This is a genomic window from Roseobacter sp. S87, from assembly GCF_055693285.1.
In genome coordinates this window covers 1,014,050-1,035,280 of the sequence record NZ_JBVFTR010000004.1, presented here as the reverse complement: position 1 = coordinate 1,035,280, position 21,231 = coordinate 1,014,050, and the positions used below count along the sequence as shown (strand labels likewise).

The 21,231-nt window shown below is 61.7% G+C and carries 23 protein-coding genes and 1 pseudogene; 17 read left to right on the top strand and 7 right to left on the bottom strand.

Going from position 1 to position 21,231, the window contains the following annotated elements:
- Window positions 1–9: 9 nt before the first annotated feature.
- Window positions 10–1,322, bottom strand: a pseudogene (locus ACZ1HA_RS05975) (DEAD/DEAH box helicase).
- Window positions 1,323–1,673: 351 nt separating this feature from the next.
- Between ACZ1HA_RS05975 and ACZ1HA_RS05970 the strand changes: the two are divergent.
- The 8 genes from ACZ1HA_RS05970 (at window position 1,674) to ACZ1HA_RS05935 (ending at window position 7,962) form a co-directional block, all read left to right on the top strand.
- Entirely contained in the window at window positions 1,674–2,087 is a 414-nt protein-coding gene (locus ACZ1HA_RS05970; protein ID WP_472713233.1) for a Fur family transcriptional regulator, read from the top strand.
- 104 nt (window positions 2,088–2,191) lie between these two features.
- Complete coding sequence (locus ACZ1HA_RS05965) at window positions 2,192–2,485, top strand: ribbon-helix-helix domain-containing protein (protein ID WP_375227932.1); 294 nt, start codon at window positions 2,192–2,194, stop codon at window positions 2,483–2,485.
- A 109-nt stretch (window positions 2,486–2,594) separates the two neighbouring features.
- A complete protein-coding gene (locus ACZ1HA_RS05960) occupies window positions 2,595–2,990 on the top strand; it encodes a VOC family protein (protein ID WP_472713232.1) in 396 nt (131 codons plus the stop codon).
- A gap of 22 nt (window positions 2,991–3,012) precedes the next feature.
- Window positions 3,013–3,537 (top strand): twin-arginine translocation signal domain-containing protein, encoded by a 525-nt coding sequence (locus ACZ1HA_RS05955; RefSeq protein ID WP_436399426.1) that lies wholly within the window; start codon window positions 3,013–3,015, stop codon window positions 3,535–3,537.
- A gap of 15 nt (window positions 3,538–3,552) precedes the next feature.
- Window positions 3,553–5,124, top strand: coding sequence for a GMC family oxidoreductase (locus tag ACZ1HA_RS05950; protein WP_472713231.1), 1,572 nt, complete (start codon window positions 3,553–3,555; stop codon window positions 5,122–5,124).
- A gap of 115 nt (window positions 5,125–5,239) precedes the next feature.
- The gene (locus ACZ1HA_RS05945) at window positions 5,240–6,112 is read left to right on the top strand and encodes a DMT family transporter (protein ID WP_375227935.1); all 873 of its coding nucleotides are present in this window, start codon (window positions 5,240–5,242) and stop codon (window positions 6,110–6,112) included.
- A gap of 63 nt (window positions 6,113–6,175) precedes the next feature.
- Window positions 6,176–7,450 (top strand): phosphopyruvate hydratase, encoded by a 1,275-nt coding sequence (gene eno, locus ACZ1HA_RS05940; protein WP_375227936.1) that lies wholly within the window; start codon window positions 6,176–6,178, stop codon window positions 7,448–7,450.
- Window positions 7,450–7,962, top strand: a complete 513-nt coding sequence (locus ACZ1HA_RS05935; RefSeq protein ID WP_472713230.1) for a GNAT family N-acetyltransferase — start codon at window positions 7,450–7,452, stop codon at window positions 7,960–7,962. The genes eno and ACZ1HA_RS05935 overlap by 1 nt, the downstream gene beginning before the upstream one ends.
- Here ACZ1HA_RS05935 and ACZ1HA_RS05930 read toward each other — a convergent pair.
- Window positions 7,952–9,031, bottom strand: a complete 1,080-nt coding sequence (locus ACZ1HA_RS05930) for an NAD(P)/FAD-dependent oxidoreductase (RefSeq protein ID WP_472713229.1) — start codon at window positions 9,029–9,031, stop codon at window positions 7,952–7,954. The two genes, ACZ1HA_RS05935 and ACZ1HA_RS05930, sit on opposite strands and share 11 nt — an antisense overlap.
- Window positions 9,032–9,077: 46 nt before the next feature.
- Here ACZ1HA_RS05930 and ACZ1HA_RS05925 point away from each other — a divergent pair, with 46 nt between their 5' ends.
- Window positions 9,078–9,497, top strand: a complete 420-nt coding sequence (locus ACZ1HA_RS05925) for a cupin domain-containing protein (RefSeq protein WP_472713228.1) — start codon at window positions 9,078–9,080, stop codon at window positions 9,495–9,497.
- A gap of 2 nt (window positions 9,498–9,499) precedes the next feature.
- Here the strand turns inward: ACZ1HA_RS05925 and ACZ1HA_RS05920 are convergent, their stop codons facing one another.
- Window positions 9,500–10,624, bottom strand: coding sequence for an anhydro-N-acetylmuramic acid kinase (locus tag ACZ1HA_RS05920; RefSeq protein WP_472713227.1), 1,125 nt, complete (start codon window positions 10,622–10,624; stop codon window positions 9,500–9,502).
- A 65-nt stretch (window positions 10,625–10,689) separates the two neighbouring features.
- On the opposite strand from ACZ1HA_RS05920, the gene tyrS reads away from it, so the two are divergent.
- Window positions 10,690–11,982 (top strand): tyrosine--tRNA ligase, encoded by a 1,293-nt coding sequence (gene tyrS / locus ACZ1HA_RS05915; protein ID WP_472713226.1) that lies wholly within the window; start codon window positions 10,690–10,692, stop codon window positions 11,980–11,982.
- On the opposite strand, the gene ACZ1HA_RS05910 is transcribed toward tyrS, so the two are convergent.
- Window positions 11,979–12,116 (bottom strand): hypothetical protein, encoded by a 138-nt coding sequence (locus ACZ1HA_RS05910; RefSeq protein ID WP_472713225.1) that lies wholly within the window; start codon window positions 12,114–12,116, stop codon window positions 11,979–11,981. The two genes, tyrS and ACZ1HA_RS05910, sit on opposite strands and share 4 nt — an antisense overlap.
- 212 nt (window positions 12,117–12,328) lie before the next feature.
- Between ACZ1HA_RS05910 and ACZ1HA_RS05905 the strand changes: the two genes are divergently transcribed.
- The 3 genes from ACZ1HA_RS05905 to ACZ1HA_RS05895 all read left to right on the top strand — a co-directional run bounded on the left by ACZ1HA_RS05905 (window position 12,329) and on the right by ACZ1HA_RS05895 (window position 14,823).
- Window positions 12,329–13,057 carry a GNAT family N-acetyltransferase gene (locus ACZ1HA_RS05905; RefSeq protein WP_472713224.1) on the top strand — a complete coding sequence of 243 codons (729 nt, stop codon included), beginning with the start codon at window positions 12,329–12,331 and terminating at the stop codon, window positions 13,055–13,057.
- Between the two features lie 44 nt (window positions 13,058–13,101).
- Complete coding sequence (locus ACZ1HA_RS05900; RefSeq protein WP_472713223.1) at window positions 13,102–13,857, top strand: SDR family NAD(P)-dependent oxidoreductase; 756 nt, start codon at window positions 13,102–13,104, stop codon at window positions 13,855–13,857.
- Between the two features lie 168 nt (window positions 13,858–14,025).
- A complete protein-coding gene (locus ACZ1HA_RS05895; RefSeq protein WP_472713222.1) occupies window positions 14,026–14,823 on the top strand; it encodes a hypothetical protein in 798 nt (265 codons plus the stop codon).
- 38 nt (window positions 14,824–14,861) lie between these two features.
- On the opposite strand, the gene ACZ1HA_RS05890 is transcribed toward ACZ1HA_RS05895, so the two are convergent.
- Genes ACZ1HA_RS05890 through ACZ1HA_RS05880 form a run of 3 tightly spaced genes read right to left on the bottom strand, consistent with a single transcriptional unit; the run spans window position 14,862 to window position 18,000 of the window.
- Window positions 14,862–16,685 carry an ABC-F family ATP-binding cassette domain-containing protein gene (locus tag ACZ1HA_RS05890; RefSeq protein WP_472713221.1) on the bottom strand — a complete coding sequence of 608 codons (1,824 nt, stop codon included), beginning with the start codon at window positions 16,683–16,685 and terminating at the stop codon, window positions 14,862–14,864.
- Between the two features lie 31 nt (window positions 16,686–16,716).
- Window positions 16,717–17,505, bottom strand: a complete 789-nt coding sequence (locus tag ACZ1HA_RS05885; RefSeq protein ID WP_472713220.1) for a GNAT family N-acetyltransferase — start codon at window positions 17,503–17,505, stop codon at window positions 16,717–16,719.
- Window positions 17,506–17,529: 24 nt separating this feature from the next.
- Entirely contained in the window at window positions 17,530–18,000 is a 471-nt protein-coding gene (locus ACZ1HA_RS05880; RefSeq protein WP_472713219.1) for an outer membrane protein assembly factor BamE, read from the bottom strand.
- A gap of 91 nt (window positions 18,001–18,091) precedes the next feature.
- Here ACZ1HA_RS05880 and ACZ1HA_RS05875 point away from each other — a divergent pair, with 91 nt between their 5' ends.
- The 4 genes from ACZ1HA_RS05875 to ACZ1HA_RS05860 all read left to right on the top strand — a co-directional run bounded on the left by ACZ1HA_RS05875 (window position 18,092) and on the right by ACZ1HA_RS05860 (window position 21,197).
- The gene (locus ACZ1HA_RS05875) at window positions 18,092–18,664 is read left to right on the top strand and encodes a YceD family protein (RefSeq protein WP_472713218.1); all 573 of its coding nucleotides are present in this window, start codon (window positions 18,092–18,094) and stop codon (window positions 18,662–18,664) included.
- Between the two features lie 236 nt (window positions 18,665–18,900).
- Complete coding sequence (gene rpmF / locus ACZ1HA_RS05870) at window positions 18,901–19,107, top strand: 50S ribosomal protein L32 (RefSeq protein WP_159979744.1); 207 nt, start codon at window positions 18,901–18,903, stop codon at window positions 19,105–19,107.
- Window positions 19,108–19,154: 47 nt separating this feature from the next.
- Window positions 19,155–20,225 (top strand): phosphate acyltransferase PlsX, encoded by a 1,071-nt coding sequence (plsX, locus tag ACZ1HA_RS05865; RefSeq protein WP_472713217.1) that lies wholly within the window; start codon window positions 19,155–19,157, stop codon window positions 20,223–20,225.
- Complete coding sequence (locus ACZ1HA_RS05860; protein WP_472713216.1) at window positions 20,226–21,197, top strand: beta-ketoacyl-ACP synthase III; 972 nt, start codon at window positions 20,226–20,228, stop codon at window positions 21,195–21,197.
- The last annotated feature ends 34 nt before the right edge of the window (window positions 21,198–21,231 follow it).

Sequence of the window (21,231 nt, the reverse complement as noted above, 5' to 3'; positions counted from 1 at the left end):
AATTGCCGGTTACGCTGCGCGCTGACCACCGCCACCACGGTTGCCGCCACGGCGTCTGCGGCGACCGCCACCGGGTTTTTACCCTGCGGCTGATCGCCTCCGGGACGACCTCCGCCCGATTGCGGCCGCCCACCGCCCCGACGCCGCCCACGGCCACCTTTGGGCTTGGTGCCTTCAGGGATATCAACGGCTTCCCACGGGCGTCCGGACCCCACCGGGATCGTGATCCCCATGGTCTTCTGAATGGCCTTCAGTTCGCCCATCTCATCAGGTGCGCAGAACGCGACGGCTGCCCCGTCTTTGCCCGCCCGTGCCGTGCGACCGATACGGTGCACGTAGTTGTCAGGCACGTTGGGCAGATCGAAATTATAGACGTGCTTTACATCCGGGATATCGAGCCCGCGCGCGGCGACATCCGTGGCCACCAGCACGGTGATCTCACCGGACTTGAAGGCTGCAATCGCGCGGTCGCGCTGGCCCTGCGATTTATTGCCGTGGATGGATGCGGCGTCAAAGCCAGCCTTGACCAGCGTCTTCATCAGCTTTTCGGAGCCGTGTTTCGTGCGGCCGAAAACCAGTGCACGCTCGCCCTGGTGTTTTGCCAGCAGTTCGATCAGCAGGTTCGCCTTTTCCGCCTTCGCGATGAAATGAACCTCCTGTGTGACCTTGTCCGCGGCCTTACCCGGAGGCGACACCTCAACCCGTACCGGACGGTTCAGGTAGCTGTTCGCAATCTCGTTCATCAGCTTCGGCATAGTGGCCGAAAAAAGCATCGTCTGCCGCTCGGCCGGGATGACGGCCGCGATTTTGCGCAGATCGTGAATAAAGCCCATGTCGAGCATCTGATCCGCCTCATCCAGCACGAGGAAATCAGCCGCATCCAGACGCACCGCGCGCCGGTCCATCAGGTCCAGAAGACGCCCGGGCGTCGCGACCAGCAGATCGACCCCCCGTTCGAGGCGTTTGATCTGATTATTGATCGACTGCCCCCCCACAACCATCGCCACCTTGATCGGTGTGTTTTCGGCGAAACCGCGCAGGTTCACGCTGATCTGGGTTGCCAGCTCACGGGTCGGTGCCAGGATCAGCCCATGTACCGAACGCGGTGCCGGGCGTTTGCCGATCTCCAGCATCCGTGCAATCAGCGGCACACCGAAGGCTGCGGTTTTCCCGGTGCCGGTTTGTGCCAGCCCCATCACGTCGCGCCCGTTCAGCGCATGCGGAATAGCCTGTTTCTGGATCGGGGTCGGGTCCTTGAGACCCATTTTTTTCAGACGGGCCACAAGCGCAGGCGGCAGATCCATCATATCAAAGTCACTCATATCGTCTTTCCGGCCTGCACAGAGGCAGGCCTCACAAATTCTCGGTCGCGCCCCATTCTGAGGGCACGTACGTCGGGACACGCAAAACCGGATCGCAGGTGCCGGCATCGTGCCGGAACCTGTCCGTCGCGTCTGGCCCCACGCGTGATTTTGGGAACAACGGCGGGCCTTTCAAACGGGTGCTCACTTCAGGTCGTCTGACCCGGGCATCCGGACTGCTCACGCGGCAGAAGGTATCGCTTGAGCAGCACATGGGGGTTTTTTATCCACAAGTCAACAGCGCGCCCCGATACCGGGTGGCACAGCCTAGCAAAGACCGCTAAAAAGAGGTCCGTTCGGGCAGGAAGGTCTATGGGCAACTCTATCATCAAACGCTGTGAAACCCGCGGGCTGCGGATGACCGGTCAGCGGCGCGTCGTGGCACAGGTTCTTGAGGACAGTGACGATCATCCGGATGTCGAGGAGCTGTATGCACGCGCCTCAGCCGTCGATGACGCGATTTCCATCGCAACGGTGTACCGGACGGTAAAGCTGTTCGAAGAAGCCGGCATTCTCGACAAGCTGGAGTTCGGAGACGGGCGCGCGCGGTACGAGGACGCAGAACGGGACCACCACGACCATCTGATCGACATGAACTCAGGCGAAGTCATCGAATTTGTTGATGCCGAGATTGAGGCACTGCAGGAAAAGATCGCGCGCAAGCTCGGGTATGAACTGCGCGGTCACCGGCTGGAGCTCTACGGAGTCCCGCTCAGAAAATCCTGACCCCTGCCCGCGTAGACAGGATCTGGCAAGTCGTATACGCTTTTTTCATGGGCCGCTGAAAACAACATGCGCTTGCCCAAAAGCGCAGCCCAGGGAGGAAAACTATGTGCCAGGTATTTGCCGGACAGGATCCGGAACGTTACGCTTCGACGACCAGAAGGCTGCGTCTGAACGGCCAGAGCACGAGCATCAGACTGGAAAATGCTTTCTGGCAGGTCATTGATACCATTGCCGAAAATGAGGGAACCACGGCGCCTGCCTTTGTTTCCACACTGCATGCCGAAGTTCTTGAACTGCGCGGAGAGCCGGAGAACTTCACATCTCTGCTGCGTTGCGCCTGCCTGAAGTTCATGGAACTGAGCCCCGGCGCCGAAGATCTTCCGATCGCCGCCGAGTAAGCTGACCCTTTAGACCGGTCTGTGCGCCCCTGGGTAGTACTCCCATACTACCAGCCATCATTGAAATGCGCCTACTCTGATCTGTGAACCTTCACAGAGGAGAGGCGCCTTGGCCAAAAACATTCATTCCATGATCCGGGTTCTCGATGAGGCCCGGTCGGTTGCGTTCTATGAAAAGGCCTTTGGTCTGAAGATCGCGGACCGGCTGGATTTCACCGATTTCACGCTGGTCTATCTCAGCAACGAAGAAAGCGGTTTCGAGCTGGAGCTGACGGTCAACAAAGACCGCAAAGACCCCTACGACCTGGGCGATGGATATGGCCATCTTGCGGTCTCGGTTGCGGATCTGGACGCCGAACACGCGCGCTTTGAGGCTGAAGGGCTGGAGCCCCGCAAACTCGTGACATTTGCGCCGGACGGAAAACTCGTCGGGCGCTTTTTCTTTGTGGCCGATCCGGACGGCTACCAGATCGAAGTGCTCGAACGCAGCGGGCGCTTTCAGTGAATTTTCAAGGGAGGAAATGACAATGACACAACCAGACAGCCCGAAGGGGCTTACCCGGCGCCAGCTGTTGTCGCGCGCGACCGCAGCCGGTGCCTCATTCGTCGTCGGCAGCGGCTTTATCGCGGCACCCAACGCCGCCTGGGCGGCAACGACAGAGCATCTGCGGCCCGAAACCTTTGCCGCGCTGGTTCAGATGGCACGGGATATCTACCCGCACGATCAGGTCGGTGACGAATACTATGTGGTTGCCGTGAAAGGCTATGACACCGCAGAGGCCGCCGAAGGGATTGAGGTCGGCATCGCAGGACTTGACGCCGCCGCCCGCGGAAAGGGTCACGCAGGATATCTGGGTATGGGCTGGGAGCGCGACAGGGTGGACCTGCTGCGCGCCATGGAGGACAGCGCATTCTTTCAGCAGATCCGCGGTGGCCTGGTGACCGGGCTCTATAACCAGAAAGCCGTCTGGCCGATCTTTGGCTACGAAGGCTCCTCATTCGAATTCGGCGGCTACATCGACCGCGGTTTCGACGACATCAACTGGCTTTAAGGGGAGACTGGCACCATGACGGCACCATTTGATCTCACAGACGACAGCGTTGTTGTTGTCATCGGCACGGGCGCAGGCGGCGGCGTGCTGGCAAATGAACTGGCCCAGAAAGGCGTGAGTGTTGTTGCACTCGAGGCCGGAGGACGGCATCTGCCCGAGGATTTCATCAACGATGAATGGGACAGCTTCGGACAGCTGGCCTGGCTCGACCCGCGCTCCACATCCGGTGACTGGCGCGTATCACGCGACTTTTCCGGCCTGCCCGCCTGGATTGTGAAGTCCGTAGGCGGCACTACACAGCACTGGGCGGGCGCCAGCCTGCGCTTCCAGGACCACGAATGGAAGGCGGCCACAACATACGGCAACGTACAGGGTGCATCGCTTCAGGACTGGCCCATCGACGCGGCGGAAATGGACCCCTGGTACACGAAAGCCGAGGACAAGCTGGGCGTGACCCGCACCGGCGACCGGCCCGGCCTGCCCGGCAATAACAACTACAAAGTGTTTGAAAAAGGCGCAAAAGCGCTGGGGTACGAGCAGGTCCACACGGGCCGCATGGCGATCAATTCCGACGAGAACCGCGACCGTCAGATGTGCCAGCAGACCGGGTTCTGTTTCCAGGGCTGCAAATGGGGCGCCAAATGGTCGGCAGGCTATGTCGACATCCCGCAGGGCGAAGCAACGGGTAACCTTGAGGTGCGCCCGCAGTCTCATGTCGCGCGCATTCTGCACGATGACACGGGCAAGGTCACAGGTGTCGAATACTATGATGCTGACGGCAATCTGCAGATGCAGAAAGCACGCGTCGTGGCACTGGCCGGCAACTCATTTGAGAGCCCGCGCCTGCTGCTGAACTCGGCCTCTTCGATGTTCCCGGACGGTCTGGCGAATTCCTCTGGCCAGGTCGGGCGCAATTACATGCGGCACATGACAGGATCGGTTTACGCGGTCTTCGACCAGCCGGTGAAGATGTGGCGCGGCACCACCATGGCCGGGATCATCCAGGATGAGTCCCGCCATGACCCGAGCCGTGGTTTTGTGGGCGGTTACGAGCTGGAAACACTGGCGCTTGGTCTGCCGTTTATGGCTGCCTTCCTTGATCCGGGGGCCTGGGGCCGCGAGTTCACCTCTGCGCTCGACAGCTATGAAAACATGGCCGGCATGTGGATCGTGGGCGAGGATATGCCCCAGGAAACCAACCGTGTGACGCTGAACCACGACCTCAAGGACCAGTACGGCCTGCCGGTGGCGAACGTGCATTTCGATGATCACCCCAATGACATCGCCATGCGCAACCATGCCTACCAGCAGGGTCAGGCGGTCTATGAGGCTGTGGGCGCCACCCGGACGTTCCCGACACCGCCCTACCCGTCCACGCATAACCTCGGCACCAACCGTATGTCCGAGAATGCGCGCGACGGCGTGGTAAACAGATGGGGTCAGACGCATGACATCCCGAACCTGTTCATCTCGGATGGCTCACAGTTCACGACCGGTGCTGCCGAGAACCCGACACTGACCATCGTTGCCCTGGCCATCCGCCAGGCCGATCACCTGGCAAGCGAGATGTCGAAAGGCAATCTCTGACAGGCTCAGCCCCCCGTGTCCCGGTTCTGCCGGGGCACGGATACCTGTCCGGGCTATTGACCCGGGCCTGACATTCTGAAACGCCGGTACACGCGTTTTACAGGATAACACCCACATGGATAATCTGCGCGGCGCAGCCCTGATGGTGCTGGCAATGGCCGGTTTCGCCCTCGAGGATATGCTGATCAAGTTTCTCGCGGTCTCGCTGCCCATCGGTCAGATCGTGGGCATGCTGGGACTGGGCAGCGCGCTGCTGATCGGTGTGATCCTGATCCGGCGCGGTGAAGCGCTTTTCGACCGCAGCATGATGACACCGGTGATCGCCATACGAGCCATCGGCGAGCTGATCGGCACACTGGGGTTTGTGACAGCCATTGTCCTGACGCCCCTGTCGTCGGCTTCGGCCATTCTTCAGGCCACACCTCTGGTGGTCACGCTGGGCGCGGCAGTCTTTCTCAAAGAGACCGTGGGCTGGCGGCGGTGGTCTGCGATCCTCGTTGGTTTCTTCGGCGTGCTCCTGATCATCCGGCCTGGCACCGAAGGGTTCAGCTGGCTGTCGCTCTTTGCGCTGCAGGGCGTACTGGGCCTTGCAATCCGCGATCTGGTTACACGAAAAGTGCCGCCACAGACCTCAACACTGCAGCTGAGTTTTCTGGGTTTTCTCGTGCTGATCCCTGCTGCCGCGATCATGCTGCTGATCGGCGGCGCGCCGGTCGCCGCACTTTCTGCAACCGACTGGGCCTGGTTTATCTGTGCGCTGCTGATTGGCATCGTGGCCTACTACACGATCATTGCGGCCATGCGGATCGGCGAGGTCAGTTTTGTCACGCCCTTCCGGTATTCCCGCATCCTCTTTGCCCTTGTGATCGGCGTCGGTGTTTTCGGCGAAAATCCGGATACGCTGACGCTCGCCGGCGCCGCGATCATTGTCGCTTCCGGGCTCTATACCCTGTGGCGGGAAAGAAATGTTCGCGCTAACAGCGCCTGACCCTTTCCATTGCGCACGCATGCCGGTATCACGCGCACAACCGAATTCCAGTGGGAGAACACCATGAGCACGATCATCGACATCCACGCCCGCGAAATCCTCGACAGCCGGGGCAACCCCACCGTTGAGGTGGATGTGATCCTCGAAGATGGCACAATGGGCCGCGCGGCGGTCCCGTCGGGTGCGTCCACAGGCGCTTATGAAGCCGTGGAAAAGCGTGACGGCGACAAATCGCGCTACATGGGCAAGGGTGTGCTGGAGGCCTGTGCGGCTGTAAACGGCGAAATCGCCGAAGCCCTGGTGGGCATCGACGCCACCGAACAGGTCGACATCGACACCACAATGATCGAGCTGGACGGCACAGATAACAAGGGCCGGCTTGGCGCCAACGCGATCCTGGGTGTTTCCATGGCAGCCGCAAAAGCTGCAGCAGACTACTGCACCCAGCCGCTGTACCGCTATGTAGGGGGCACCTCGGCGCGCGTTCTGCCGGTACCAATGATGAACATCATCAACGGTGGCGAACACGCGGACAACCCGATCGACATCCAGGAATTCATGATCATGCCGGTGGCTGCGGAAAATATCCGCGAGGCCGTCCGCATGGGCTCCGAGGTCTTCCACACGCTGAAAAAAGAGCTTTCAGCGGCTGGCCTGTCCACGGGCATCGGGGATGAGGGTGGATTTGCGCCGAACATCAACTCCACCCGTGACGCGCTTGATTTCATTCTGAAATCCATCGAAAAGGCCGGATACAAACCGGGCGATGACATCTATCTTGCGATGGATTGCGCCGCGACCGAGTATTACAAAGACGGCAAATACGAACTGGCGGGCGAAGGCAAATCTCTGTCCTCTGCAGAAAACGTCGATTACCTGACAGCACTGGTCAACGACTACCCGATCATTTCCATCGAAGACGGCATGTCAGAGGACGACTGGGACGGCTGGAAGGCCCTCACGGATGCTCTGGGTGACCGTGTGCAGCTGGTCGGCGACGATCTTTTTGTGACCAACCCTGCCCGCCTGTCCATGGGCATTGAGCGCGGCTCGGCCAACTCGATGCTTGTAAAGGTCAACCAGATCGGCAGCCTGACAGAAACGCTCAAAGCGGTCGACATGGCGCACCGCGCGGGCTTTACCAATGTGATGTCCCACCGTTCCGGCGAAACCGAAGACGCGACCATTGCGGACCTGGCCGTTGCCACCAACTGCGGTCAGATCAAAACGGGCTCACTGGCGCGCTCCGACCGGCTGGCTAAATACAACCAGCTGATCCGCATTGAGGAAGCACTTGGCGAGACTGCGGAATACGCGGGCCGTTCGATCCTGCGCTGATGGCGGGCCTGACTGTCCGGCAGGTCTCTGAATCTGCCGATCTCGACGCGGTTCGGGCGCTGTGCTGGGAATACCGTGATTATCTGCTGAACTTCAGCGACGAGGTCCGTGAAGCGGTCTCTTTCACCTATCAGAAAGAGACATACGCGGCCCTGATGGACGTGCTTGCAGACAAACATGCGCGGCCCCAGGGCATTATATTGCTGGCAGAGTTGGACGGTGTTCCGGTCGGATGCGGCATGTATCACCGGATCGGCGAAGGCGATGCAGAGATCAAGCGCGTCTACGTGCGCGATGCAGCACGGGGGACGGGTGCGGGTCTGACCCTGTCCCGCGCGCTGATCGATAAGGCGCGCGCGGATGGCTACCAGCGGATCCTGCTGGATACCTCGCGCCAGTTCGTGCACGCGCAGAAACTCTATGAAAAGCTGGGCTTTCAGGCACGCGGGCCGTATTCGGAACTGCCGCCGGGTTACGAGAAATTCCTCGTATTCTACGAAATCACACTCTGAAACGCTCCGGTCGGTAAGGTGCCAGCAAGGCGGCATCCGCGTTGCCCGGCACCTGCCCCATCACCTCCGCTGCGGCCAGTTCACCGACCAGAGGCGCCAGGGTTGCGCCCGAATGCATTGTGGTCACATAGAGCCCGTCCGGGCCACAGGCACCGATTACCGGCAACCCGTCCTGCGGCACCGGACGCCAGGCAAGCGTCACCTCCCGCCAGTCTACCCGCTGACCGATGAGCCCACTGACACGCGCTGCAGCAAGTTCTGCCAGGGCGGCCGGGCTTTCCACCACTTCCGGGGTGTCATCCCCCTGGTGCGAAGCGGCCGTCGGTGCCAGCAGCCGACCATCGGGCAGTTGCCGCAGTTCCTGGCCCGGGCTGACAAGAATGTGGCTGAGCAACGGCGGCAGTGGCGCCGTGCGCATGATGAGGCCCGGCCGGTCCAGCATCGGCAGCGGAACGTCCACCGAGCGCAACAGCTCTGATGTCGCGGTCCCCGTCGCCAGCACAACCCTGTCCGCCTCGATCACACCGCCAGCCCAGGCAACACCGCTCACGCGCCCGCTGCGTTGCTGCAGCCCACTGACCTGAAGCCCCGTGATCACGCGGGCACCCAGGGCGCAGGCAGCCCGCAACGCATCCTGCGCCAGCATCACGAGGTCGACTGCACCTTCATCCTCAAAAAGCAACGCCCGGGAGGGCGGAGCGACAGATGGTTCCAGCGCCCGGAACGCATCCGCATCCACCTCGCTCACAGAGTAACCCAGCGCCTTCAGCGCATCGCGTTGTGCGTCAAAGGCGGCACCCTGCTCTTCCCAGCACAGACAGCCCTGCCACTGTACCGCGCCACTGCCGAGGACCTCTGCAAGCCGGTGGTGCGCTTCGATGGAGGCTGCGCGCAGGTGGAAATGATCTTCATCCGCATAAAAACTGGCGTTGATCCATCCGAATGATGCGCCGGACGCGCCATGAGCCGGCTGGCCTGCGTCGATCACGGTGACGTCTGCGCCTGCCGTTGCGAGGTGCCAGGCAGTGACGGCACCCAGTATCCCTGCCCCCACGACGATCACTTTCATACCCTGTCCCTCTCGACCTGCACCCGCAGAAGAGTACAGTGCCGGTATGACAGCACAAGACATCATCAGACGCCTTAATCTGCAGCCGCATCCCGAAGGCGGCCATTACCGCCAGACCTGGATCGCCGAAAACGAAGGCCGCCCCACGGGCACCTGTATTTTCTTTCTTCTGGCGGCGGGGGAAAGCAGTCACTGGCACCGCGTGGACGCAACGGAGATCTGGCTCTGGCACGCGGGCGCGCCACTGGTCCTGTCGATGAGCGCAACTGATGAGGGACCGGCACAGGATCACATGCTCGGCCCGGACCTGAACACTGCGTTGCCCCAGATCATCGTGCCGGAAAACCACTGGCAGGCCGCACATACGACAGGGGACTACACGCTGGTCAGCTGTACTGTGTCGCCCGGATTTTCATTTGACGGTTTCGCGCTTGCAGCACCTGGATTTGACATCCCCCGGGCCTGACGTCATCCGGTCGCCTGATGGACGGAGGGCCGGCTCAGGATGCCGCCACTGACAGCAGCGCGCACGCCCGTTGTCCCCGGACAGGATGTCGGCAGACCCCGCGCGACGCGCACCGCGAGATAGGCAAAGGCCTGCGCCTCCAGCATGTCCCCGTCGAGGCCGACGTCCTCGACCGGCTGCACAGGACAGTCCAGCGACACCGCGAGCATCTCCATCAGCACCGGATTGTGGCGACCACCCCCTGTGACCAGAACGCGCCCCGGGGCCTGCGGGCAATGCCTGACCCCTTCGGCCACGCCGGCCGCACACATGGCGGTCAGCGTGGCGGCGGCATCCGCATCGCTGAGCTCCCGCACAAGGGCTATCATCTCCGCAAAATCGTTTCGGTCCAGAGATTTGGGCGGCATGCGTGCAAAGAATTTCTCCGCCAGAAACAACTCCAGAGCACCCTTTTCGACCCTGCCCTGCCGCGCGATTTCACCGTCTTTGTCAAAGGCCAGGCCGAGACGGGCCTGAAGCAGATCGTTGACCGGCGCATTCGCCGGCCCCGTGTCAAAAGCCAGCAGTGCGCCATTGGCTTCCGGTGCTGCGGCGGCCGGATCCACGTAGGTCAGGTTCCCGACACCGCCCAGATTGAGGAAGGCCAGCGGCCCCTGCGCCCCGATGTACTTTGCACAGGCGAAATGGAAAAAAGGCGCGAGCGGCGCGCCCTCCCCGCCCAGTTCGACATCGGCAGTGCGGAAGTCCCAGACAACAGGACAGCCCAGCGCATCCGCCAGCCAGCCGCCATCGCCAACCTGCAATGTGCCTTTGGTCCGCGGGGCATGCGCCAAGGTCTGACCATGAAACCCGACCAGATCGATGTCCTCAAATCCGCGCAGCGCCTCAAGATGCGCCTGTTCGACCACCCGCTGCGCCGCGACAACGGATGGGCCCTCCCACTGACCCAGGGCCTCCGCCAGAACCTGTCGTTCCTGCGCGGAATAGGCCCGGTAAGCGCTTGCGCCAAAGCTCTCTATGTCACGCCCGTCCGTGCGCAGAACAGCCGCATCTACCCCGTCAAGAGACGTGCCGCTCATCGCGCCCAGCGCTGTGACGATTCCGGTTTTCGGGATGGCCCTGCTCAAAGCCTTTTCCTTTGTCTTTGCACCGCCTATAGAGTGACCGCATTCACCGTGAAAGAGCAAGACACATGACCTGGCACCCCAAATCGGATTTTGTCGCTGTAATGATCGAGCGCGGCTTTCTGGCCGATTGCACAGACTATCAGGGACTGGATGATGCGCTCTGTTCCGGGGTGAAGCCGGCCTATATCGGCTTTGATGCCACGGCGAAATCGCTGCATGTGGGATCGCTCATTCAGATCATGATGCTGCGCTGGCTGCAGAAAACAGGCCACAAACCGATCACTCTGATGGGCGGCGGCACCACCAAGGTGGGCGACCCGTCGTTCCGCGCGGACGAACGCCCGCTGCTGAGCCCTGCGGATATCGATGCTAATATCGCGGGCATCAAAAAGGTGTTCTCGGCTTACCTCAATTATGATGACAGCGACACCGGCGCTTTGATGATCAACAACGCGGAATGGCTTGATGATCTGAACTATCTCGACTTCCTGCGTGACATCGGCCGGCATTTCTCGATCAACCGAATGCTGTCGTTTGAGAGCGTGAAGTCACGGCTCGACCGCGAACAGTCGCTGTCCTTTCTCGAATTCAACTACATGATCCTGCAGGCTTACGACTTCATGGAACTGCACCGCCGTTATGGCTGCGTTCTGCAGATGGGTGGCTCGGATCAGTGGGGCAATATCGTCAACGGCATCGACCTGACGCGGCGGGTCATTGACGGTGAGGTATACGGTCTCACGTCGCCTTTGCTGACGACATCAGACGGTAAGAAAATGGGCAAATCGCAGGCCGGTGCCATCTGGCTCAACGGTGACATGCTCAGCCCGTATGAGTTCTGGCAGTTCTGGCGCAATACGAACGATGCGGACGTGGGGCGGTTCCTGAAGCTTTACACAGAGCTTGAGACCGGCGAGTGCGACCGTCTTGGCGCGCTGGAAGGGTCCGAGATCAACGAGGCCAAGATACGGCTGGCCAATGAGGTCACCACACTCCTGCATGGCGCAGAAGCGGCGGCAGCGGCCGAAGCAACCGCGCGCGAAGTGTTCGAGAAAGGCGGCGTCGGAGACGACCTGCCCCGCCTGACGATCTCACAGGACGATCTGTTTCTCGTGCCCGCCCCGGGACAGCCCGACGATGCGGAGCCCACGGAAATCCCTGTGGCCGGACTGCTGGTCAAGGCAGGTCTTTGCAAATCGGGCAAGGAAGCAAAGCGCCTGATCGCTGAAAATGGTGCCCGTATCGACGATGAACCGGTCATGCCGGACCGTCCACTGCTGAGCATGCGGCGTCTGCGCGCCAAGCCTGTGAAGCTGAGCGCGGGCAAAAAGCGCCATGCGCTGGTGCAGCTCGACTAAAGCCAGAGCCAGTCGACCAGTGACAGGATAACGAATACCGGTACTGAGAGCGCAGCCGCCACGATAAAGGCGGCTGTGCGCGTCACACGGGTCGCGGGCGCATGGACGCCCTGTACGGATACTGCATTTTTCATCCGCTGATTAACCACGTTTTAGGTTTCCACTGCGTTAATGCGGGCATGTTTGACGCTGCCCCGGAAACACCCCCGCCGCACTACAGCAAAGCACCGAGTTCGCTGGCGCACTTGAACTGCTTGGCCAGGCCCCCCGGCGGCTGCATGATGGCACGCTTGCCCTGCACCGCCGCTGGCGTGGCCTGCCTGTCACGCTGCTGTCCCGGGCGCAGGTGCATGATCCTGAGACCCTCTGGCGCCATCTTTCGTCCGCCCGTACGCGCGGGCCGGTTATTGTCTCGCCTGACCATCCGGTCGACCTCGCCGTTGCTGGTGCTGTGCCGCTGGTCAGCCCTGCAACGGTCGCGCGGCTTGACCTTGCGGGCTCTGATGATCTGCTGATGGCGGGTCTGCACCAGAAATGGCGCAACAGGCTCAGACATGCACAGGGACAGAATCTGCGTGTGACGCGCCAGAATATGCCCGATGATCCGCGCCACTGGCTTCTGCATGCGGAAACGGCGCAACAGCGTCGACGCGGCTACCGCAACTGGCCCCCTGCGCTGACCATCGCATGGACACGGGCCAACCGAAGCGGGGCGAAACTGTTCACGGCTTTCGCTGGCAAAGAGGTCGTGGCCGGCCTGCTGGTCCTGCGTCATGGCACGGGCGGCACCTATCACATTGGTCACACAACCGTCCGGGGCCGTCAGATGTCTGCGCAGACCCTTCTGTTGTGGTCTGCCATGATATGGCTGCGGCGCACCGGAGCAGAAACCCTGGACCTGGGGATCATCAACACCGAGGACGCACCCGGTCTTGCGCGGTTCAAACTGGGGACCGGCGCAGTGCCGCACAGGCTGGGTGGCACATGGGCCTGGTGGCCACCGGTGACACCATTGCTGGGGCGTGTGGCGCGGCTGGACAAACGCCTGATGCAGGGTCTCTGGACAGCCAACTGACCCCATGCTTTGTGTGGTGCAGGCGGACAAAGGGACAGCACACCATGGAACTGGCGGGAACATCAGCGATCATCACCGGCGGCGCTTCGGGACTGGGAAAGGCAACAGCAAGAGGGTTTGCAGCACGCGGCGCACAGGTTACGCTGCTGGACCGCGACAGCGAACGGGGGCACGCCGTCGCAACCGAGATCGGCGGTCATTTTGCCCGGACCGATGTGACGGACGAAGCGTCGGTTGCAGCCGCAGTGTCACTGGCATGCGATAAAATGGGCGGTATCACAGCGGCGGTGAACTGTGCCGGCATCGCAGATGCGGCGAAAACCATCGGTCGGGATGGCCCTCATCCCCTCGGTCTCTTTCAGCGGACAATAGACATCAATCTTGTCGGTTCCTTCAACGTGGCGCGCCTTGCGGCCGACGCCATGCAACACAACGAACCGGGCGCGCACGGGGCCCGGGGCGTAATTATCAACACAGCCTCCATCGCGGCCTACGACGGGCAGAAAGGTCAGACGGCCTACGCCGCTTCCAAGGGAGGCATTGTCGGTATGTGCCTGCCCATGGCACGCGATCTATCCCGCTCCGGTATCCGCGTGATGACCATCGCGCCCGGTATTTTCCGCACTCCCATGCTTGCAGGTCTTCCTCAGGAAGTTCAGGACCAGCTCGCCGCCGACGTCCCCTGCCCGGCCCGCCTCGGCGATCCTGCCGAATATGCGGATCTCGCGGCCTTTATCGTGACGGCGGGGTATCTCAACGGCGAAGTCATCCGGATAGACGGCGCCCTCAGGATGCGCTGACCCCGCGTAGGGGCCGGCGCATTTCTGCCACGACCAGGCGCGCCAGCGCCCGATCCGGCGGGGATTTCCGCTCATTATTGCGCTGTGTACAACCCTCAAATTCAATCTCTGGTAGTGGATCCGGCATGCCGCCTGATCCCGGAAACACCTGACTACCGGAGTATGCATATGTTACCCTCTGCCCCCAGAAAACTTGCCCGATACGCTCTTGTGGTGTGTCTGCTTCAGGCCGCACCCCTTTCCGCTGCGGTGCTGCAACTCGATGTCCTGACCGTCGGCATCTGCGACAGCGGACCAACAGGGTGCTTTGAGCCCGACATCGAACAGAGCTATATGAACAGGATCTTCGATCAGGCGGACATCACCCTGAACTTTCTGCCGTCACCCGATCCGGTCACGCTCGATCTCGCCGCTCTCAGTGACGGCGCAGGTCGTACCAGTCCGTTCCGTCTGCTGACAGAGTTTGCTGCCACAGCCGCCCCTGACAGTCCACCGCGCACAACCGTTCTGGGCTTTGGCCCGCGACTGACCGGCAACACCGTGGGCGCAGCGTACGTGGATGCCCCCACTCTGCCCTTTGGCATCGTCAGTGCGGAAGGCACCTCTGAGATGCTGCAGAGCGTGGTTGCCGCGCATGAACTCGGGCATATCCTTGGCGCTGATCACACAGACGACGGGATGGGCGCTCTGATGGATCCGGTGATCAACCTGTCGCTGCTCAGCAATCCGGACTTCCTGCCGTCAATTTCCGCAGACGTTGCCGCGACACTGCGCAGGAGCACCCTTCTGCAGGAAACCAATGGGGAAACGCCCGGCGACACACCCGATGATATCCCGGTCGACGACCCCGAAATCCTGCCCCCGACGATCGCTGCCGTGCCTTTGCCACCTGCGTTCTCCGGGTTGCTGATTGCTCTGGGCGGACTGGTGTTGCCTGCCTGGCGCAAACGCCGTCAGACGGCCTGACAACTGTCACCCGGCGCACCGGTTCGCTGTGCGCCGGGTCACGCCCCTGCGTCTGACGCTTTTTCTTCGAGGGTCAGCCATTCGTCTTCAGCGGCTGCCAGCTTTTCCTGTCTCTCAACCAAGGCCTCGGTGGCTTTGCCGAACTTCACCGGGTTGGATGCATAGAGATCCGGATCCGCCAGAAGCTCTGTCAGTTTGCCGATCTCCGCTTCAAGGCGTTCGATCTCTGCCGGCAGGGCCTCAAGGCGGTGCTTTTCAGTGAAACTCAGCCCCTGTGGTTTGGCGGCCTGCTTTGTGCCCGCCGGATCCTTTCGGGTCTTCGGTTGCGCTGCAGCCACGTCCTGTCGCGCCCCGGGGCCGCGCTGGCTGATATAATCGCTCCAGCCACCGGCATAGACCGTTGCCCGGCCATCGCCCTCCATCGCGATGGTCGTCGCGGCTACGCGATCCAGAAAATCCCGGTCGTGACTGACCAGCAGAACCGTCCCGTCGTAGGTCCCCAGAAGTTCCTGCAGCAGATCGAGGGTTTCCACATCAAGATCATTTGTCGGCTCGTCCAGCACCAGCAGATTGCTGGGCCGGGCCATCAGTTTTGCCAGCAGCAGCCGCGCTTTCTCGCCGCCTGACAGGGCCCGCACCGGCGCTCTGGCCTGCGCCTCATCAAAAAGAAACTCCTTGAGATAGCCCACGACGTGTTTTGGCGCTCCCCGGACCATCACCTGATCTGCCTTGCCCGACACCCGCATGTCCGGATCGCCGGTCAGGCTGTCCCAGAGGCTCATGTCACCGTCCAGCTGCGCCCGCGCCTGGTCGAACAGCGCAAGTTCCAGATTTGTGCCCAGCTTCACCGATCCGGTGTCCGGCGCCTCCCGTCCGATCAACATGTTCAGCAGCGTGGTTTTGCCCACCCCGTTGGGTCCGACAAAGGCGATGCGGTCCCCGCGCTGCACGGTCAGGGAGAAGGGTTTCAGAATGGTTCTGTCGCCGAAGGCCTTGGAAATAGAGTCGGCCTCGATCACCTTGCGGCCGGATTTCGGTCCGGCGTCCAGCGCCATGGCGGCTGTTCCCTGACGCCGGATCTGTGCCGCGCGTTCGGCCCGCAGATCCTGCAGCGCCCGCACCCGGCCCATGTTCCGTTTGCGCCGCGCTGATATCCCCTCGACCGCCCAGCGGGCTTCAGCCTTGATCTTGCGGTTCAGCTTGTGGCGCTGGGTGTCTTCTTCTTCCCAGATCGTATCGCGCCAGGCCTCAAAGGCCTCAAACCCTTTTTCCTGACGACGTACCGCGCCACGGTCGATCCACAGCGTCGCCCGGGTCAGCGCGCGCAGGAACGCCCGGTCGTGGCTGATGATGACATATCCCTGGCGGGACTGCTGCAACTCGCGCTCCAGCCAGCCGATGGCTTCGATATCAAGGTGGTTGGTCGGTTCGTCCAGCAGCATAAGGTCCGGTGCGCCGGCCATCAGACGGGCCAGCGCCGCACGCCTGCGCTCGCCGCCGCTGGCCGTCGCGACAGGCCGCGCAGGATCGAATTTCAGCCCCTCGCCCGCGCGTTCGATCCGGTACATCTCGGACGGATCCAGACCATCCGCCGCAAAATCGCCGAGCGTGGTGAAGCCCGACAGATCCGGGTCCTGTTCCATATACCCAACAGACACACCAGGACCCGCCACGACCTCCCCGCGGTCCGGCTCAACGAGGCCTGCCATAACCTTCATCAGTGTAGATTTACCGGATCCGTTGCGCCCCACCAGCGCCACGCGGTCACCGGGCTGGGCCACCAGGCTCAGATCATCAAAAACCGGATCACCGCCAAAAGTCAGCGAGATACCGTTCAGCTGTAAAAGGGGTACACGTGCCATGCAGGCGGGCTACGCGGCTCTGCGGTTCGGGTCAATGGCCGCTTGCGGAAATTGAGGTCTCCAGCAGGCGTCTGCGGGAAGCAGGCACGACGCTGATGTCGAGGCCGGTGAAAACATGCGTTGTATTCATCTGCGGGTCGATCACCGCATGATCGCTGACACGCGCGCCCAGTCTCAGGTAACTGCGCAACAGTGGTGGCATACTGCGCAGTGCCTGCACCGGGTCCGGCGCGTGATCGCCGAGTCCGGAGAACCGGAATACATCGGGCGCTCTGACCCCCGGCAACCACGACCCGGGCGCAATATGGCGCTCTCTGAGCAGGGCGAGAGCGTCCCCGAAAACCATCGGGTCCGTGCCCCTGAAGGACGAGCAGCCAAAGAGTAGCCTGGTGCCCTGACGGCCGGCATGCGCGGCAATGGCAGACCAGGCCAGCCGCAGGATGTCCGGATCGCGCCGCCCCGGCGCCACGCAGAAACGGCCGACCTCTGTCAGCGTCCCGCCAAAGGTTTGTAATCTGGCAAGGTCATAAAACCCTGCCGAGTAGCTTTCTTCGGCATCACAGGCCCGGAAATCCTGCATCCGGAAACAGCAGACCAGTGTCCCGTCATGGCTGTCCTCAATAAGGAAATGCGATGCGGTTGCGTCCCACCTGTCACCTGACAGCTCCTTCCCGGATGCGAAGGTCGCAGCCCGCAGTGCCCGCGCCGCGTGAATGTCGCCGTCAGTCCGGCCTGTGCGCAGGACAAACTTGCGGACGTCAGTCTTTTGGGCGCCCGTTTTGTCCGCTGAAGTGCCGGACCGGGGAAGATCTTTGCGCATCACGCGGATGCGGCGTGCGGGCTGTCAGAGCCCAACAGGACCAAAGCCGCCGATGTTGCCAAAGAGCTGCTGCAGGAAGCTGCGGTCGCCGACCGTTGTGTCGGTAACGCGCCGCGCAAGCGGGACAACATTTCCGTCTTCCAGTCCGAAGCGTTCGACATTGGCCACAATGCCGTTCGAATCAAAACTGATGGCGAGTACTTCACGGTCTACGACTTCCGGCTCGAAGAATGCGGTCTGGCGGAAACGGCTGCGGACAAAATACATCGCGTTGTCATTGATCACCGAAGAGGACGCCGCGGCCCCCAGAGTTTCCTCGACACTGGAACGGGTATCCACACCCACTGCGATCTGATCCAGATCTTCCTGCGCCGGAACATAGCCATGATTGCTGTAGAGCGACGAACAGGCGCTGAGAGCTGTGCACACCACGGCGACACCGGCCAACCTGAGCGCGCGTGACGCAAATATTCTGAACGCGGACCCTGTCTGCATGTGAGTGTACCCTCTTGCCCTTGGGCATTATGACTTTTATCCCGCTTATACCAAGCGGACGCCCCGGTTCAAGAAACGAAAGCAACGCCCTATGAAGCAGACCACACCATCCGCAACCGCGCTGAGGGTGGCGGACCTTGCCCAGAACAGTGCCACGCCCTTTGCGTACCGGCCTGATGCGGAGACACTCAGATCGATCGCGGCAGAGCTTGACCTGTCAGGACTGCGCAAACTGGCGTTTCAGGGGGATATCCGTGCCGAAGGCGGCGCAGACTGGCGGCTGACAGGCCGGCTTGGGGCCACTGTCATACAGCCCTGCGGTGTCACACTGGAACCTGTGACCACGCGGATTGACGCCGATGTGACCCGCCTTTTTCTCAGCGATTTCACCGATCCGGATGAACCCGAAGCCGAAATGCCCGAAGATGATACAACAGACGCTCTGGGCACGCATATCGACCCCTGGGACATCATGCTGGAGGCGCTGGCTCTGGAACTGCCGCTTTATCCCCGGGCGCCGGGAGCTGAAAGCGGCGAAATGGTTTATGCGGGCCCCGGTGTCGCGCCGATGAAGGATGAGGATGCCCGGCCCTTTGCGGGGCTTGCGGACCTGCGGGACAGACTTGCCGGCGAGGCACCGAAGGACGGCGGGGACGACAGCTGAGGCGTCCGATGATGCTGAATGTACCGAAAACCCCCGCGAAAAGGCCGAAATTCTCATAAAAACCTGCTTGCACCGCACCTGAATACGAGTATTTTGCGGCGCTCGGCGAATTAGGGTTGGACTTCCATCCGGACAGGCCCTAAACGCACGTCACACCCGAATGGGACAGATTCCTAGAACCGGCCGTCCGGCAGCCTTTTGAGCGCCCGGCCCCGAACGACAAAAAGGACAGGCCAATGGCTGTTCAACAGAACAAAGTTTCCAAGTCGCGCCGCAACAACCGTCGCGCGCACGACGCCCTGGTCGCTGCAAACCCGAACGAATGCACAAACTGTGGCGAGCTGAAACGCCCCCACCACGTCTGTGCTGCCTGTGGCCACTATGACGACAAAGAAGTCGTGGCACTGACAGAAGAGATTGATCTGGAAGACGACGCGGCCTAAACCTGTCCCTTAAGAATAAGGGCAGCAGGTTTGGAGGCGGTCGCTCTATGACGGCACAGACCGATCAGGCAGAGACAAAGACCGGACGGATCATAATTTCCGTTGACGCAATGGGCGGGGACGCGGGCCCCGCTGCTGTTGTGGCGGGCTGCGACGTGTCAGCCCGCAAAAACCCCGACATCAGTTTTATCCTGCACGGCCCCAAAGACGAGCTGAACGCGCTGGTGGGGCGGCGGCGTGTTCTGGATGGCCGCTGTGAGGTCCGGCACGCCACCGGCGTTGTCACGATGGACGACAAACCAAGCCACATTGTGCGCAATGGCAGCGAAACCTCTATGTGGTCTGCCATCGAAACGGTCCGCGAAGGTACCGCCTCCGTTGCCGTTTCCTGTGGCAATACCGGTGCGCTTATGGCGCTTTCGACCATTCGTCTGCGCCGCCTGCCCGGGGTTAAACGACCCGCGATTGCCGTGCTTTACCCCTCGTCCAACCCGCAGGGGTTCAATGTGCTGCTCGATGTGGGCGCTGACGTACGCGCGGATGCGGATGACCTGCTCCGCTATGCGCTGATGGGCATGTCATACGCGCGCAATGGCCTCGATCTGCCCCGCCCGCGGGTCGGTCTGCTGAATGTCGGCACCGAGGAACACAAAGGCCGCCCCGAGCTCAAAGAAGCCTTCGAGCTGATTCGGGACCAGCAGGAAGCTGCCGGTTTTGATTTTGCGGGATTTGTGGAAGGCGGCGACATTTCCGGCGACATCTGCGACGTCATCGTGACCGACGGCTTTACCGGCAATGTGGCGATCAAAACCGGCGAAGGGACAGCCAGCCTTGTCGGAAACCGCCTTCGGGAGGCATTCCGTTACTCGCCTCTGTCGCGCCTGGCCTCGCTGCTCGCCTATACATCTCTGGGTCGTCTGCGCAAAAAGATCGATCCGCGCCGTGTGAATGGCGGTGTTTTTCTGGGCCTTAACGGTACGGTGGTCAAATCCCATGGCGCCGCCGATGCAACCGGTGTATCTGCGGCGATCAAGCTTGCCGCACAACTGGCTCATATTCAGTTCACGGACAAACTGGCGGCGCGGGTTGCGGCCCTGCCGGCAGAGGAGAATACGTAAATGACGATCCGCGCTGTTGTTGCCGGTGTAGGCCACTATCTGCCCGAACGGGTGGTGCCGAACACCGAGTTCGAAAAGACGCTGGACACAACGGACGAATGGATCCGCGCGCGCTCCGGCATTGAGCGCCGTCACTTTGCGGCCGAGGGCGAAACAACCTCGGGCATGGCCGCACGGGCTGGCAGCGCAGCCATCGAAGACGCCGGTCTGACCGCCGCCGATGTGGATGCAATTGTTGTCGCCACCTCGACCGCTGATCTGACTTTCCCGTCTGCCGCGACCATGGTTCAGGCTGAACTGGGTATGACGGGCGGTTTTGCATTCGATGTTCAGGCGGTCTGCGCGGGGTTTGTATATGCGCTCAGCAACGCCAATGCGCTGATCCTGTCGGGACAAGCCGGCCGCGTTCTGGTGATCGGTGCAGAAACCTTCAGCCGCATCATGGACTGGACCGACCGGTCGACATGCGTGCTCTTTGGCGATGGCGCCGGTGCCCTTTTGCTGGAAGCACAGGAGAGCGCAGGCACCCCGCAGGACAGAGGCATCCTGGCGACTGACCTGAATTCCGACGGCCGCCACAAAGACCTGCTCTATGTGGACGGCGGGGTTTCGACGGGCACAACCGGATACCTGCGGATGCAGGGCAATCAGGTCTTCCGTCATGCCGTAGAGAAACTCGCAGCGACAGCAACGACCGCAATGGCACGCGCAGGCGTCGAGTCCGCTGAAGTGGACTGGATCGTACCGCATCAGGCGAACATCCGGATCATCCAGGGCACGGCCAAAAAGCTGGGGCTGCCCATGGATAAGGTGGTTGTCACCGTCCAGGATCACGGCAACACCTCTGCCGCTTCGATCCCGCTGGCGCTGTCCGTTGGGCGCGACCGGGGGCAGATCAGCAAGGGTGATCTGATCGTGACCGAGGCAATCGGCGGTGGTCTTGCCTGGGGTGCAGTCGTTCTGCGCTGGTAGGCGCGGTATTTTCCGCTTATCCCCCGCCACGCAA

Excerpts from the sequence above, each read along its gene's own strand:
- ACZ1HA_RS05970 (WP_472713233.1), top strand. The coding sequence starts at position 1,674 with ATGGGCAACTCTATCATCAAACGCTGTGAAACCCGCGGGCTGCGGATG.
- ACZ1HA_RS05965 (WP_375227932.1), top strand. The coding sequence starts at position 2,192 with ATGTGCCAGGTATTTGCCGGACAGGATCCGGAACGTTACGCTTCGACG.
- ACZ1HA_RS05955 (WP_436399426.1), top strand. The coding sequence starts at position 3,013 with ATGACACAACCAGACAGCCCGAAGGGGCTTACCCGGCGCCAGCTGTTG.
- ACZ1HA_RS05950 (WP_472713231.1), top strand. The coding sequence starts at position 3,553 with ATGACGGCACCATTTGATCTCACAGACGACAGCGTTGTTGTTGTCATC.
- ACZ1HA_RS05945 (WP_375227935.1), top strand. The coding sequence starts at position 5,240 with ATGGATAATCTGCGCGGCGCAGCCCTGATGGTGCTGGCAATGGCCGGT.
- eno (WP_375227936.1), top strand. The coding sequence starts at position 6,176 with ATGAGCACGATCATCGACATCCACGCCCGCGAAATCCTCGACAGCCGG.
- ACZ1HA_RS05935 (WP_472713230.1), top strand. The coding sequence starts at position 7,450 with ATGGCGGGCCTGACTGTCCGGCAGGTCTCTGAATCTGCCGATCTCGAC.
- ACZ1HA_RS05930 (WP_472713229.1), bottom strand. The coding sequence starts at position 9,031 with ATGAAAGTGATCGTCGTGGGGGCAGGGATACTGGGTGCCGTCACTGCC.
- ACZ1HA_RS05925 (WP_472713228.1), top strand. The coding sequence starts at position 9,078 with ATGACAGCACAAGACATCATCAGACGCCTTAATCTGCAGCCGCATCCC.
- tyrS (WP_472713226.1), top strand. The coding sequence starts at position 10,690 with ATGACCTGGCACCCCAAATCGGATTTTGTCGCTGTAATGATCGAGCGC.
- ACZ1HA_RS05910 (WP_472713225.1), bottom strand. The coding sequence starts at position 12,116 with ATGAAAAATGCAGTATCCGTACAGGGCGTCCATGCGCCCGCGACCCGT.
- ACZ1HA_RS05900 (WP_472713223.1), top strand. The coding sequence starts at position 13,102 with ATGGAACTGGCGGGAACATCAGCGATCATCACCGGCGGCGCTTCGGGA.
- ACZ1HA_RS05895 (WP_472713222.1), top strand. The coding sequence starts at position 14,026 with ATGTTACCCTCTGCCCCCAGAAAACTTGCCCGATACGCTCTTGTGGTG.
- ACZ1HA_RS05890 (WP_472713221.1), bottom strand. The coding sequence starts at position 16,685 with ATGGCACGTGTACCCCTTTTACAGCTGAACGGTATCTCGCTGACTTTT.
- ACZ1HA_RS05885 (WP_472713220.1), bottom strand. The coding sequence starts at position 17,505 with ATGCGCAAAGATCTTCCCCGGTCCGGCACTTCAGCGGACAAAACGGGC.
- ACZ1HA_RS05880 (WP_472713219.1), bottom strand. The coding sequence starts at position 18,000 with ATGCAGACAGGGTCCGCGTTCAGAATATTTGCGTCACGCGCGCTCAGG.
- ACZ1HA_RS05875 (WP_472713218.1), top strand. The coding sequence starts at position 18,092 with ATGAAGCAGACCACACCATCCGCAACCGCGCTGAGGGTGGCGGACCTT.
- rpmF (WP_159979744.1), top strand. The coding sequence starts at position 18,901 with ATGGCTGTTCAACAGAACAAAGTTTCCAAGTCGCGCCGCAACAACCGT.
- plsX (WP_472713217.1), top strand. The coding sequence starts at position 19,155 with ATGACGGCACAGACCGATCAGGCAGAGACAAAGACCGGACGGATCATA.
- ACZ1HA_RS05860 (WP_472713216.1), top strand. The coding sequence starts at position 20,226 with ATGACGATCCGCGCTGTTGTTGCCGGTGTAGGCCACTATCTGCCCGAA.